This is a genomic window from Actinoplanes sp. L3-i22, from assembly GCF_019704555.1.
In the GTDB taxonomy this organism is placed as follows: domain Bacteria; phylum Actinomycetota; class Actinomycetes; order Mycobacteriales; family Micromonosporaceae; genus Actinoplanes.
In genome coordinates, this window is the sequence record NZ_AP024745.1 from 2473338 (window position 1) to 2487446 (window position 14109).

Consider the following 14109-nt stretch of genomic DNA (forward strand, 5'->3'; position numbering starts at 1 on the left):
TCGAACCGACAATCAGACGGTACGGCCCCGGATCGCCTCGATGATGCGCGGCCGCAGCTCAGCGGCCTTGATCACGGCGTCCACCGACCCGACCTCGACGGCCCGCTGGATGCTGTGCACCTTGTCGAACTCGGCGGCCACCTCACCCAGCTTCTCGGTCCGCACCGAGGTCCGCAGGTCGTCCAGCTCGGCCGCGAGCGAGCTGCGCTCCGCGCCGGCCGCCGCGGCGACCCGCCCCTCCAGCTCCCGGACCCGCGGGTCGGCCGCGGTCCGGGCGGTCACGTCGCCGCTGAAGACGACGGCCGCGGCCGAGGCGCCGCCGAGCACCGAGGCGAACGAGCCCTCGACCGCCAGCACCGTCATCGACGGGTTGAGCTGCTTGGAGAAGACCACGAACGCGCCGCCGTGGTAGCGGGAGATGACCACGAAGACGATCGGGCCGGAGAAGTTGACGATCGCCCGGCCGATCTCGGCGCCGTACTCCAGCTGCAGTTTCCGCATCGACTCGGGCGAGCCGTCGAAGCCGGACAGGTTGGCCAGTACGACGAGCGGACGGTTGCCGCTGGCCGTGTTGATCGCCCGGGCGGCCTTCTTCGACGAGCGCGGGAACAGCGTGCCCGCGTTGTACGCGTCCGGCCCGTCGGTGGGCGGGAACCCGCGACGAGGCACCGATCGCGACTCGATCCCGAGCAGACAGACCGGGATGCCACCCAGGTGCGCGTCCTGCACGACCGCGGTCTCGGCGTCGGCCATCCCGGCCCAGCGCTCCAGCACGGTGTGGTCCTGGTCGGCGAGCGCCTTCATGACCGTACGGATGTCGAAGGGCTTCTTGCGGTCGGGGTTGGAGGTTGCGGAGAAGATCTCGCCGACCGTGGTGAAGTCGCTGCCCTCCACGACGTGCGGGAAGTCCGAGACGTCCCGGTCCAGCGGGTCGGACGTCGGCACCTCGCGGGGCCCGGCCTCACCGGGCACCACGTAGGTGTGGTCGTAGTGCGACATCAGCACGTCCCGGGCGGCCATCAGGTTCGGCGCCCAGTACTGTGCCTGCCCGTTCGGCCCCATCACCCGGTCGTAGCCGCCGATGCCGAAGTTGTCCTCGGCCGACACGCCACCGGCGAAGTCCAGCGCGTGCTTGCCGGTCAGCACCATCGCCGAGTCCGGCGTCATGACCAGGATGCCCTTGGTGTGCATCAGCATCGTGGCCTCGGCGTTCCAGTACGGCTGGGCGCCCACGTTGATCCCGGCCACCACGATGTTGATCTCGCCGCCGGCCTGGGTGAACTCGACGATCCGCTTGAGCGCGGCCGCCACCCAGTCCATGTTCTCGGTGCCGGAGGTCATCGAGATCCGCGCGCCGGAGGACAGCGCGTACCACTCCAGCGGCACGCCCAGCGACGACGCGAGGTCGAGCGCGGCGATCACCCGGCGGCACTCCGGCTCGGAGAGCGCGCCGAGCGACTTGGTCGGGTCACCCAGCAGCACGACCCGCTTGATGCCCTCGGGGTGCCGCGGTGTGACCGTGGTGACGACGCCCGCGACCAGGGCCGCGGTGTTCTTGCCCTTGGCCCGGTCGACCGGGATCAGCGCGTGGCTTCCGTCCAGGTCGTACTCGCTGAACGAGCCGAGGAACTCGGTCAGCTCGTACGGATAGACGGTGTTCCGGCTGCTCGCCCGCAGCACCTTCTGCCGGTAGCCGTCCAGCGGCTCGATCGGCTCGCTCGACGGCGGGCCGAGGATCAGCTCGGTGCCACCGGTCGCGCTGAACGTGATCCGCACGTTCACCTTGACCAGCTCGCCGGTCTTCTCGTCGCGCCGCCGCGCGATGAACAGGATCTCCTCCAGGCCGGCGCCGGCCGTGGTCGGCGACACCCGCCGGGCGATCATCTCCATCTCGTTGTACGTGAGGCCCAGCTCCGGCCACACGTAGATGACGATCCGGTTGGTGCTGAACCGCTTGTCCGACGGCCGCCGGGACTGCGCCCGCCGGATGCCGTCCAGGCAGGTGGCGATGGTGTCCTCGGTGGTCGGCAGCGCGACCAGCCGGCCGTCCTGCTCGCGCAGTTCGGTCAGGTCGCGGATCTGCGCGAACGCGACCAGCCGGTCGTCGCCCGGGTTCTCCCGGGCGACGCACTGGAAGAGGTAGATCTCCTCGTCCGCGGACGGCAGCCGGGTCAGGTCGAACTTGCGGAGGCGCTCCAGCTGCATCCGCTGCGCGATGTAGGGGTGCAGCCCACGGATCAGCCGCTCCTCCTCCATCCCGGTGCTCGACGGCCGGAACGTGAAGTGGTGGTGCATGACCGCGCCGCTGCGCCCGGCGACCGTGGTGGTCAGCCGCCGCACCTGCCCGGGCAGCGTCCGCTGGCTGATCACCTCGTGCAGGGCGAGAGCCATCTCCTCCGGGTCGGCCGGCTGGCCCTCCCAGGCGAGGTAGACGTCGGCGTCGACCGGACCGCCCTGCGCGGCCATCTCGGTCAGCCCGTTCAGCACCCCGTCCAGGTTGTCGAACCGCTCGGCGGCCGACGCGAGGCGCGCCCCGTCCCGCTCCGCAACGACAAACCCGACATTCTTAAAATCTTGCTTTTGTACGCCGGTCAGGCCCTTGTTCCCGTAATAGCGCCGGGTCAGCACCTCGAGCAGCACCGAGTTGTCCAGGTTGTGGCGGACCAGGCGCTGGCCGAGCAGCCGGACCAGCGGCTCGGTGCTGCGGACCATGTCGGCGATCCGCTCGTCCCGGTCAGCGGCCTGCGGGAACTCGTCCAGGTGCCGCAGGTGCTTGCGGATCTCCGCGTAGACGCGGGCCCGGTTGCGCCGCAGCAGCGGCTGGCCGAACCAGGTGAAGACCACACCGCGGGCCAGGTCGGCGACCGCCGGGAAGCGCACCTGGGTGGCGGCGATCAGCCGCTCCAGGGCGAGCCCGGCCGGCTCGTGCAGGGTGGCGTCCGGCGGCGGCTCCTGCAGCCAGGAGCGCAGCAGGGTGGCGATCGCGGCCGCGTCCACCGAGGCCCGCTGCTGGGCCAGGAAGATCCGGAACACCGCGGCCTCGAGGGCCGGCGTGCGCTCCAGGTCGGCGACGCCGTAGTGGCCGAGCGCCTTGGCCAGCCGGGTCTGGAACGACTGCGGCAGGCCGGCCCGCTCCACGTCCAGGCTCTGCAGGTAGGCGTGGAAGTACTCGCGCGCGCTGTGCACGTGGGTGTCGCCGCCGCCGTCCTCGCCGGCCGGCCGGTTGCGGCTCAGCTCGGCCAGGTCGGCGAAGACCTCCATCAGCGCGATCTCGCGGTCCAGCGGCCGGTGCCCCTCGCCGGCGGCGGCGGCCCGGGCGGCCAGGTAGTCGCCGAGGACCCGGCGCTCGTCGTGCGGGTCGGCGTCGAAACCGAGCAGCAGGCTGCGCAGGTCCTCCACGCCGCGGGCGGCGCGGCGGCGGGCCGGCTCCTGCTCGGGCGTGGCCGGCAGGTCCACGTCGACCGTGGTCTCGGCGGCGGCCTGCTCCTCCTCGTCCCCGCCGATCGGGTCCAGGCGCATCAGCGCGGCGCCGGAGTCGACCTTGGCGCCGACCGCGACCAGCACCTCCTTGACCCGGGCCCGGAACGGCGCGCGCAGCACCGCCTCCATCTTCATGGCCTCCAGGACCAGGACCGGCGCGCCGGCCTCGACCTCGGCGCCGGGCTCCAGCGGGGTGGCCACCACCAGGGCCGGCATCGGGGAGCGCAGCACGCCGCCCTCGTCCCGGCTGACCCGGTGGGTGACGCCGTCGACCTCGACCAGGGTGATCGCGCCGTGCGTGCCGGTGAGCAGCCGGTGCCGGACGTCGTTGACGGTGATCCGGCCGGTGTGGCTGTCGAAGCGCTCCAGGGTGACGTCGGCGAGGCGGACGTCGGCGCCGGCCTCGATGCCGACCCGGAACCGGTGCGCGCCGACCCGGGCGACCCGCACCCGGTACGTCGTCCCGCGCAGCTTCAGGTCGAGCGGCGCCCCGCTCTCGTGGCGCACCTGCGGCCGCCCGCCGAACGCGGTGGAGAGCAGGCGCTGCTGCTCGACGTGCTCCTCGTCCTCGTACGCCTCGATCGCCGCGGCGGCCAGGGCCACGCCGGAGTGCCGGTCGGAGACCAGCCGGCCCTCGCCGCGCACCCGGTCGATCCAGCCGGTGTCGGCGCTGCCGTCGATCACCTCGGGCTGGTCGAGCAGGTCGAGCACGAAGCTCTTGTTGGTGGCGCCGCCCTCGATCACGACCGTGGTCTCGGCCATCGCGCGGCGCAGCCGGCCGAGGGCCTCGTCCCGGTTCTTCCCGTACGCGATGACCTTGGCGATCATCGAGTCGAAGTCGCCGGGGATGCTGTCGCCCTCGCTGACGCCGGTGTCGACCCGGATGCCGGGGCCGGCCGGGAAGTCGAGGCGGGCGATGCGGCCGGGGGAGGGGGCGAAGTCGCGGTCCGGGTCCTCGGCGTTGAGCCGCGCCTCGATGGCGTGCCCGCGCTCGATCGGCCGGTCGCCCTCCAGGCGGTTGCCCAGGGCCACGTGGATCTGCAGCTTGACCAGGTCGGTGCCGGTCACGTACTCGGTGATCGGGTGCTCGACCTGCAGGCGGGTGTTGACCTCGAGGAACGCCAGCAGGTCCTCACCCGGGTGGTAGAGGAACTCGACGGTGGCCGCGCCGCGGTAGCCGACCTTGACCGCGAGCCGCTCGGCGGACGCCTTGAGCTCGGCGGCCCGCTCCGCCGGCATCACCGGGGACGCCGACTCCTCGATCACCTTCTGGTTGCGGCGCTGCACCGAGCAGTCCCGCACGCCGATCGCCCACGCGGTGCCCTGGCCGTCCGAGATGACCTGCACCTCGACGTGCCGGGCGCCGGTGACCAGGCGCTCCAGGAAGACGATGCCGCTGCCGAACGCGCGGGCCGCCTCCTGGCTGGTCCGCTCGTAGGCGTCGGTCAGCTCGTCGGCCGAGGTGACCTTGCGGATGCCGCGGCCGCCGCCACCGGCGGTCGCCTTCAGCATCAGCGGGTAGCCGATCCGCTCGGCCGCCTCCAGCGCGGCCTCCAGCGTCTCGACCGGCCCGCGGCTCCACGCCGCGACCGGGACGCCGACCTCCTCGGCGATCAGCTTCGAGCCGATCTTGTCGCCGAGCTTGCGCATGGCGTCCGCGCTGGGCCCGATGAACGTGATCCCGATCCGGTCGCAGAGCTCCGCGAACGCCGGATCCTCGGCGACGAAGCCCCAGCCGACCCAGGCGGCGTCCGCCCCGGTGGCGACCAGCGCGTGCTCCAGACCCTTCAGGTCCAGGTACGGCCGGGAGGCCGCGGGACCCAGGTCGTACGCGATGTCGGCCTCGCGGACGAAGGTGGCGGTCCGATCGACGTCGGTGTACAACGCGACGGTCTCGATCGGCGCGCCGGTCTCCGCGGCGAGCTCCCGGACGGCGTGAATGAGCCGCATTGCGGCCTCACCACGGTTGACGATGGCGATTCGTGTGAACACCCGATCGAGCCCTTACCTCGGCAAAAACCTTCGCCAGGAGACTACAGGTGGTAGAGGCGAATAAACCGCAAGCGCCCCTCCCTGAGCTGGCGTTAGGGGTTACTGGCCAGTAGTCGGACCGGGGTGGGCGACCCGGCCGCCCGCTGCCGGGCGGCCGGGTCACGGCATCAATGGGAATAGATCTCCATCTCGTAGAGTGAGAAACCGTAGCTGGTCGCGCGGGTCTGCCCGGTCAGCCGGACATACCGGGCGTTTGACGCGGTGAGCTGCACGTTGTCCACCCCGCCGTCGCCTGCGGCGACCGAACCGACCGGGGTCCAGGTGGTCCCGTTCGTCGAGGTTTCGATTTTGTACGTCTTCGCGTACGCCGACTCCCAGGACAGCACCACGCGGGCCACCGGGGTGCTCGCGCCGAGATCCACTTGGATCCACTGGTTGTCCGCGTACGCGCTCGCCCACCGCGTGGCGGGCTTGCCGTCCACCACGTTGGCCGCCGGGTAACCCGATTGGGTGCTCAGCGCGGTCACCGCCCTACCGGCCGCCAGGTTGCTCACCGTGTCCCCGCGCTTGGCCGGGAACGACACCACCTGCTGGTAGGTCGGCCGGTTCTGCCAGCCGATCAGGTCGTGGGTGATCCCGCCGAGCGGGCTCTGCAGGATCGCATCGGCACACCACTGGTCGCCGGCCGTGCAGTGCTCGTCGGCCGGGTAGGTGGTCGCCGCCGGCTCGGCCAGCGCCGCGCTCAGGCTGGTCAGCAGGGCGCCGCGGCAGGTGCTGACGGTGCCGCCACCGCAGTACTTCGTGGACCAGTTCGGCACCGGGTCGCCGAGCGTGGCCCGCAGGTCCTTGCTCACCCAGCCCCACCACCCGTACTGGAAGGAACTGCCCTTGTGCCCTTGCGCCTCGTTGGCGGAGGTGGGCAGGTCGGAGCGCGGCCCGGTCTGGCCGCCGGACGGCGACTCGTTGATCTGCAGGGCGTCGACCAGCGCGTCGAACAGGTCACTGCCCAGCCCGGCGGAGAACTCCGCCTGCACCAGGCGCGGCCACCAGGCGTCGAAGATCCGGATGGCGTCGGCGTCCGCGTACGCCTTGCTGTTCGCCGCCGTCTCCCTGCGCAGCGCGCCGCCGGTCAGCCAGGTGCGCAGCTTGGTCAGCGCGGCGGCCTGCGCCGAGTCGGTCACCGTCGCGGTGTCGATCACCCGCAGCAGCACCGGCAGCACCTGCTTACCGCGCAGATCGGTGAGCCCGGCCTGCTCGACGACCTTGAGCAGCGACGCCCGGTCGTACTTGGTCCCGGCCGCGATCCCGGCCCTGAGCGGCGCGTCCAGCAGGTCGGCCCGGTGCACCGCGCCGAAGCTGAAGTTGCCGTCCGCCGCCGAGTAGTCGGCCGCCTGCTTGTTGTTCCAGCTCACGAAGTAGTCCTGGTTGACCGCCTTCGGATGGACCGTGTTGCCGTTCCAACCGGTCCATTCGTTGGCGGCGTCCCCCCAGTTCGGCAGGTTCGGGTCGACGGTGGCCGGCCGCGCCGGCTGGGCGCCGGAGGTGTACATCGCGTTCTCGGTCGAGTTCACGTAGAACCAGTTGAACGCGAACGGGATGTTCGACGCCGAGTTCTGGAACGCGGCCGCGGTGCCCATCTGCTCCGGCTCGTTGAACATCTGGAAGCCGATCGCCGAGTCCGCCTCGTGCCGGTACGTCGACCGCAGCCCGGTGAACGCGACCGGCGCCCCGCCGACCGTGCCCCGCCAGGTGACCAGGCCGTACTTCGTGCGCTGCACGGTCAGCCGGTAGGAGCCGGCCGCGGTGGAGTCGGCGGTGGTCGGATTCCACGCGTTGGTCCGGGTCAGGCTCTCCATCGCGGTGCACGTCCCGTGGTACAGGTAGGACGTCGAGGCGGTGGTCGGCGTGCTGCCGTCGGCATTGCACAACCGGACGGCGTACGTGTCGGTGATGTCCTGGATCGACGAGGTGGCGCTCCACGCGTAATCCGGCCCGCGGCCCAGCAGCGTGTAGAGGTTCAGCCCGCTGAACGCCACGCCCCGGCTGCTGATCCCCGGCCCCTGCAGCTCCTGCAGCATCAGCAGCTGGGGCGCGAAGTAGCCGGTCTGCGGCCCGAACACGGCGACCGGGTGCCCGGTGGCCGAGTTCGCCGCGGAGACCACCGCCGCGTTGGACATGCCGCGGCTCGCGCTGTCGATCGTCAGCGTGCTCAGCGACTCGGCGATCGCGCTGGTCCCGCTCGTTCCGGTGGCGGCCGACCCGGTCTTGTCGAAGACGATCTCTTGCGGCACCGCGCCGGCATCCGGCATGGCGACGCCCGAGGCCGTCGGACTCCCTTGCCCGTACGGGAACGACTGCCCGTTGTGCAGGGTCAGCACCGCCTCCGGGTCGTTCTGCGACCGGAACTGCTGCCACACCTGGTCACCGACGGTCGCGCCGTACTTCGCCCGGGCCGCGACCCGGACCAGCGCGGACTGCATCTCGGTGCCGCCGCCCCCGCCGAACAGGCCACCGATCACCCCGGCGACCGCGATCAGGTCGGTCGGCACGAAGTCCTCCGGGCCGCCCGCGTTGGTGACCGAGTCCAGGTGGCCGGTGAGCACGTACTCGCCCGGGCAGTCCCGGGCGGCCATGCAGTCGTCGATGTACTTGTTGATCCCGGCCAGGTACTGCAGGACGTCGTCGTAGAGCTGCGCGCCCCGGGTGCCGGACGCCCGCAGCGCGTCGAGCTGCGCCTGCAGGTCCGCCTCGGTGTACGGCGAGGTGCGCCAGACGCTCTGCTCCAGCTCCCGGTTGCCCTCGGCGCCACCGGCGAACGAGGTCAGCGAGCCGCGCGCCACGTGCCGCATCAGGTCCATCAGGAACAGCCGGTCCTGGGCCCCGGCGTACCCGGCGCCGTACATCGTCCCGGCCCGGGTCGTCCCGGTGACGTGCGGGATGCCGAGCGCCTTGTCGCGCACGATCGTCACGTCCGAGCGCGGGGTGACCGTGCTGGCCACGTTCGCGGCGGCCACGCCGTACGCGGAGTCGTTGAAAAAGGTGTTGATCTGTCCGGGCGTCAGCCCGGTGTAGTTGTAGGCCAGGTTCGCATACGGCGCGAGCTGGTCGTCGGAGTGCGCCGGCATCGTGCCGAACACCTGGTGGGCGAGGATCTGGGCCAGATCGGCGTCCCCGTTCTGCCCGGGCGGCAGGATGTCGGAGCACTCGCCGAGGCAGTAGTCGTTGGTGGCGTAAGCCGCGGTGGCCGGCTCCGGATTCACCTGAACGAGGGCTGCGGAGGTCAGGAGCGAGACGGACAGCACAGCACTGAGCTGCAGAAAGCGTCGACGCATGGACGGTCCCTTCAGGGCACGCTCGAACGCGAAAATAGTTCATACATGTTAAATCTTCGATGTCTTGCAACGCCAGAGCGAACCGTCGCCGTCCCGTCCCCCATTCGGGGTTCATGTTGCAAATTGCACGCGCCACTGTCCGAGCCCAGACGCTTTTCGGACTCGACGTCCCTCCATAGAGGTGTTGACCGTTCACTCATCCGCGCCAATCCTTGGCGGCGGTCACGGAACGACAACAGACGAACACTGGCGGCGAAGGGAAAGCGACATGAGGCGCAGGGCCCCGCGCGATCAGACCATCCGTGGCCGCGTCGTGCGGATGCTGGCGCTACCGCTCGCCGCGATGCTCACGCTGCTCGCCGTGATCTACGTCGGCGAGATCGGCCGCTACCGCAACGCGGCCTCCACCGCACACCGGATCACCGTGATCCTGGCCCTGCAGAACCTGGTCCAGGAACTGCAGAACGAGCGCGGCCTGACCGTCGCGGTGATCGGCGGCAACACCGGCTTCCGGGACCGGATCGCCCCGGCCCGCCAGCGGGTCGACCAGCAGCGCGCCGCGGTGCGGGCGGCGCTGGACGGCGCGGACTCCGCCCACCTCGACGAGTTGGACGGGCTCACCCGGATCCGGAACAGCGCGGACGCCGGCCAGGCCGCCCGCGGCGACACCTTCGACTTCTACACCGGCCTGATCCAGAACCTCGGCGACGACACCCGGCACCTGGAGATCGTCGACGACCTGAACCTGCGCCGCGGCGCCGAGTCGCTGGAGATGCTCACCGAGGTCAAGGAGGCCACCGCCCAGGAGTGGGTGTTCCTGGACGGCGTGATCACCGCCGGCGGCTTCCAGGCCGGCGAGTTCTCCACGCTGCTCAACATCGTCGCGTCCCGCGACCTGTCGCTCGCCGAGTTCGACGAGTTCGCCGACCCGGGCGCCGCGTCCGCCAAGACCAGGCTGCTGGGCAGCGCCGCCGCGCGGCAGGCCCGGGCGGTCGAGGCCGCCGCCCTGCGCGCCGGGGACCGGCAGAGCCTGCTCGCCGACTCCGGCGCCTGGTGGACCGCGGTCGCCACGATGCTCGACGACCTGACCGGGCTGGCCGGCCAGATCGGCGCGCGCACCCTGGACCGGGCCCACGAGTTGCAGAAGAGCGCGACCACCCGGCTCGGCGTGCTCTCCGGCGTGGTGCTGCTCTGCCTGCTCGGCTCGGCGTATCTGGCGATCGGCGCCACCCGCTCGCTCGCCGAACCGCTCGCCGAACTCGCCGGCGAGGCCGACCGGCTGGCCGGGGAACGACTGCCCGAGGCGGTCCGGCGGGCCGCGGCCGGCGAGGAGACCGAGCCGCCCGAACCGGTGCCGGTCGCGGCCGGCGCGAGCGTCGAGGTGCGCCGGGTCGCCGGGGCCCTCGACCGGGTGCGGGCCACCGCGTACACGCTCGCCACCGAACAGGCGCAGATCCGCCGCGGCACCTCGGAGTCGCTCGCCGACCTCGGCCGCCGCAACCAGAACCTGCTCCGCCGCCAGCTCGGCTTCATCACCCGGCTGGAGCGCGAGGAGTCCAGCCCGAACGGCCTGGCCAACCTGTTCGAGCTGGACCACCTGGCCACCCGGATGCGCCGCAACGCGGAGAGCCTGCTGGTCCTGGTCGGCGCGGCCAGCCCGCGGCAGTGGCCCGGCCCGCTGCCGCTCACCGACGTGATCCGCGCCGCGGTGTCCGAGGTGGAGGAGTACCGCCGGGTCGTGCTGCGCCGCCTCGACGAGGCGCAGGTGCACGGCTCGGTCGCCAGCGGCCTGGCCCACATGGTCGCCGAACTGGTCGAGAACGGCCTGACCTTCTCCCCGCCGGACGTCGAGGTGGAGATCCATGGCCGGCGGATCGGCGACGGCTACCTGATCGCCGTCTGCGACCAGGGCGTCGGCATGAACAACGAGGACCTGGCCCGGGCCAACCAGCGGCTGCGCGGCGAGGGCGACTTCATGACCGGGCCGGCCAAGTTCCTCGGTCACTACGTCGTCGGCCGGCTCGCCGCCGACCTGAACGCGGTCGTCCAGCTCACCCCGTCCGCGGTGACCGGGGTGACCGCCCGGATCAGCCTGCCCGCGGCGCTGCTCGCCGAGCCCGGCCACCTGCCGCCCGCGCCGGCCGCCACCCGGCCACCGGTGTCCGAGGCGCACTTCGAGCAGCCCCGGACCGCCGACCCGGTACGGATCCGGCCACGCGCGCTGGAGGTCGACTACGTCGTGGTCACCGACCGGCCGGCCATCCCGGCACTGGGCGTGGGCGCCGAGGGTCCGGGCGCGGGCATTGAACGTACGGCCAATGGTTTGCGGAAACGCATCCCCCGGGCCCGCCGGGCGGACCGCGAGTCCGTGCCCACGCCGCGGGAAGAACCGACGGTGGAACTGAGCAACTCACCGGACGCGGTCCGTGACCGTCTGACCGCTCTGCGCGACGGCATCCAGCGCGGGAGTTCCCGCGACCTCGCCGCGACATTTGAGGAGACCCGATGAGCGTCGAAGCCCCCGCCGACCGGCACCAGTTCAACTGGATGCTGGGGAACTTCGTGCATCAGACCGACGGGGTCCGCGACGCCGTGGCGGTGTCCTCGGACGGCCTGCTGGTCGCCGGCTCGGACGGCCTGGCCCGCGCCGAGGCGGACCAGCTCGCCGCGATCGTGTCCAGCATGGCCAGCCTGGCCCGGACCGCGTCGCGCCGCTACGAGTTCGAGGGCCTCAAGCTCATCATGATCGAGATGCGCCGCGGGTTCCTGGTCATCTCGGTCATCCCGGGCGGCAGCTGCCTGGGCGTGGTGGCCGGCGGCGACGCCGACCTCGGCCTGGTCGGCTACGAGATCTCCCGGCTCGCCGAACGGTTCGGGGAGCTGCTGACCCCCGCGCTGATCGCCGAGTCCCGGCAGCACCTGCCGCGATGAGCGCTCCCGAGGACGGGCCGCTGGTCCGGCCGTTCATGCTCACCGGCGGGCGCACCCAGCCGATGCACGACGGACTCCGGATCGAGACCCAGCTGTACGCCGCCCCGGCCGCCCTGTCCGCACCGCTGCGCTTCGAGGCCCGCCGGATCGTCGAGCTGTGCCAGGCCCCGCGATCGATCGCGGACCTGGCGTCGGCCCTCGGCGTGCCGCTGGGCGTCGTCCGGGTCATCGTCGCGGACCTGATCACCGAGGGGTTCGTGCTCGTGGACGACCTGCCGGGGGAGTTCACCACCACGCTCATCGAGAGGATCCGCGATCGTGTTCGGGCGATCTGAGACGGTCATGCCGTCAGCGCCGGTCGCCGTCAAGATCGTCGTCAGCGGCGGCTTCGGGGTCGGCAAGACCACCTTCGTCGGCGCGGTCTCCGAGATCGAGCCGCTGGTCACCGAGGCCGAGATGACCGAGAAGTCGATCGGCGTCGACGACACGTCCGGGGTCTCCGAGAAGACCACCACGACGGTCGCCCTCGACTTCGGCCGGATCACCCTGGACGAGGCGCTGCTGCTCTACCTGTTCGGCACCCCCGGCCAGGACCGCTTCGCGTTCCTCTGGGACGACCTGGTCGACGGCGCCCTCGGCGCGATCGTGCTGGTCGACACCCGCCGCATCGAGGACTGCTTCCCGGCCATCGACTACTTCGAGGACCACGACATCCCGTTCATCATCGGCGTCAACACGTTCGACGGGTCGCGGCGCTTCGACCACACCGAGATCCGCGAGGCCCTCGGCCTGGACACCGACCTCCCGCTGATCGACTGCGACGCCCGCCGCCGCGAGTCAGTCAAAATGGTCCTGGTTAAACTCACCGAACGCGTCCTCACCCGCCGCCTGGAACGCGCCGGCCTGTCCTAGAGATCCGCGGCACCCGCGACCTGCCGCACGCCGGGCCCTCCGGCGCCGCCACCGACCTGCGCAGCGAGGTGAGCAACACCTACAACCCGGCGAAGCGCACCCTCGACGCGATGGACCAGCACGCCTACGCCATCATCACCCTGCGCCGGCAGGCCGAGGAGATCCTGGTGGCGGCCCGGACCGTCGGCTACACCGTCGACACGGCCGTGGTCACGATGACCGCGCCGGCCTCCGCCTACTCGGCCGGGATGCTCGACCACACCGCCCGCGAGACCGGCGCGCTGCTCAACGACCTGCGCGCGGTCGTCGAACGCGCCCGGGCCCTCGACGACGCGACCGCCAACATGATCACGCTCAACCTCCCCTCGCCCGAGGCGGGCTTCGGGACGGATCAACTTCACGCCCTTTCCGGTACGGACCTCCAGGCGCAAGCCGGGCGCACCCCGGCCCAGGTTCGCGCGTGGTGGGCGTCGGCAGGACCTCGCCTCGGTCGAGGCGCGCACGCGGTATCTGCGGGCCATGTCCGACCAGGGCCGGCTCACCGAGGTGTACCCGAACGTGCCGGACCCCCGGACCCCGATGGAGATCGAACTGGCGGAGCTGGAGTCCCGGCGGAGCGACCTCGCCGGCAAGCTCCGCGGCCTGGATGCGATCAGCGCCCGCCTCGCCGATCCGGACCCTGACAAGCCGCCTGCCTTTGTGGTCGGCCTGTCCACCGCCGACGACGGCAAGGCGATCGTCGCACTCGGGAATCCGGACACCGCCGACAACGTCCTCACCTATGTCCCCGGCACCGGGGAGGACCTTTCCAAGGTGGACGCCGGCATCCGGCGAACCGGTTCGATGGCGGCGGACGGCGCGGCCATCGCGCCGGACCGGGCGACGGCTGCGGTGTACTGGTTCGGCTACGACGCGCCGGACGACATCATCGGCAACGCCGGGTCCAAGTCGTACGCGGCCGACGGCGGGCCGGTGCTCGACCGGTTCCAGAGTGGTCTCCGGGCCACCCATGAGGGTGACATCCCGTCCCGCAACACCGTGCTGGGCCACAGCTACGGCTCGACCGTCATCGGCCATGCGGCGATGAGCCCCAGCATCAGCGCCGACGCGCTAGTGTTCGTCGGATCGCCTGGAGTCGATGTGGACAACGTGTCCGAGCTGACCGGGGTTCAGCCCGAACAGGTGTATACCACCCGGGCGGCCTACGACCGGATCCGCATGGTCCCCGATGTGGGCTGGGTGCACGGCAACGATCCGAGTGACCTGGACTTCGGTGCGCGGGTGTTCGCCAGCGATCCGGGCAACCCCGACGACGAGTCCGCCACCCACTCCGCCTACTGGGATCCCCACAACGTGGCACGCCACAACATCTCGATGATCGTCACCGGCAGGATGTAGCGAGGTATCCGAACGTGAAGATGCGAAGACTTGTCAGTGCCCTGGTCATGGCGTCCACTGCCAT

The 14109-nt window shown here is 71.5% G+C and carries 6 protein-coding genes and 1 pseudogene; 5 read left to right on the top strand and 2 right to left on the bottom strand.

The genetic code is table 11. The features are described 5' to 3' along the window. Positions 1-12 precede the first annotated feature (12 nt). Both L3i22_RS11165 and L3i22_RS11170 read right to left on the bottom strand, forming a co-directional pair. Positions 13-5472, bottom strand: coding sequence for a carboxyl transferase domain-containing protein (locus tag L3i22_RS11165; RefSeq protein WP_221326891.1), 5460 nt, complete (start codon positions 5470-5472; stop codon positions 13-15). Positions 5473-5639: 167 nt separating this feature from the next. Next, positions 5640-8804, bottom strand: coding sequence for a penicillin acylase family protein (locus L3i22_RS11170; protein WP_221326892.1), 3165 nt, complete (start codon positions 8802-8804; stop codon positions 5640-5642). A gap of 268 nt (positions 8805-9072) precedes the next feature. Between L3i22_RS11170 and L3i22_RS11175 the strand changes: the two genes are divergently transcribed. From L3i22_RS11175 to L3i22_RS11195, 5 genes and pseudogenes are all read left to right on the top strand, one after another. After that, a complete protein-coding gene (locus L3i22_RS11175; RefSeq protein ID WP_221326893.1) occupies positions 9073-11313 on the top strand; it encodes a nitrate- and nitrite sensing domain-containing protein in 2241 nt (746 codons plus the stop codon). Further along, positions 11310-11735 carry a roadblock/LC7 domain-containing protein gene (locus tag L3i22_RS11180; RefSeq protein WP_221326894.1) on the top strand — a complete coding sequence of 142 codons (426 nt, stop codon included), beginning with the start codon at positions 11310-11312 and terminating at the stop codon, positions 11733-11735. The genes L3i22_RS11175 and L3i22_RS11180 overlap by 4 nt, the downstream gene beginning before the upstream one ends. Continuing rightward, positions 11732-12070: a DUF742 domain-containing protein gene (locus L3i22_RS11185; protein ID WP_221326895.1), complete on the top strand. Its 339-nt coding sequence runs from the start codon at positions 11732-11734 to the stop codon at positions 12068-12070. Before L3i22_RS11180 ends, L3i22_RS11185 begins: the two co-directional genes overlap by 4 nt. A gap of 7 nt (positions 12071-12077) precedes the next feature. Further along, positions 12078-12647, top strand: a complete 570-nt coding sequence (locus tag L3i22_RS11190) for an ATP/GTP-binding protein (protein WP_221329909.1) — start codon at positions 12078-12080, stop codon at positions 12645-12647. A gap of 2 nt (positions 12648-12649) precedes the next feature. Continuing rightward, positions 12650-14045 (top strand): annotated as a pseudogene (locus L3i22_RS11195) (alpha/beta hydrolase); the annotation flags it as partial. Between the last annotated feature and the right edge of the window lie 64 nt (positions 14046-14109).

Bases quoted from the DNA above. Each gene is read 5' to 3' on its own strand.
- L3i22_RS11190 (WP_221329909.1), top strand. From the start codon at position 12,078: ATGCCGTCAGCGCCGGTCGCCGTCAAGATCGTCGTCAGCGGCGGCTTC.
- L3i22_RS11185 (WP_221326895.1), top strand. From the start codon at position 11,732: ATGAGCGCTCCCGAGGACGGGCCGCTGGTCCGGCCGTTCATGCTCACC.
- L3i22_RS11180 (WP_221326894.1), top strand. From the start codon at position 11,310: ATGAGCGTCGAAGCCCCCGCCGACCGGCACCAGTTCAACTGGATGCTG.
- L3i22_RS11175 (WP_221326893.1), top strand. From the start codon at position 9,073: ATGAGGCGCAGGGCCCCGCGCGATCAGACCATCCGTGGCCGCGTCGTG.
- L3i22_RS11170 (WP_221326892.1), bottom strand. From the start codon at position 8,804: ATGCGTCGACGCTTTCTGCAGCTCAGTGCTGTGCTGTCCGTCTCGCTC.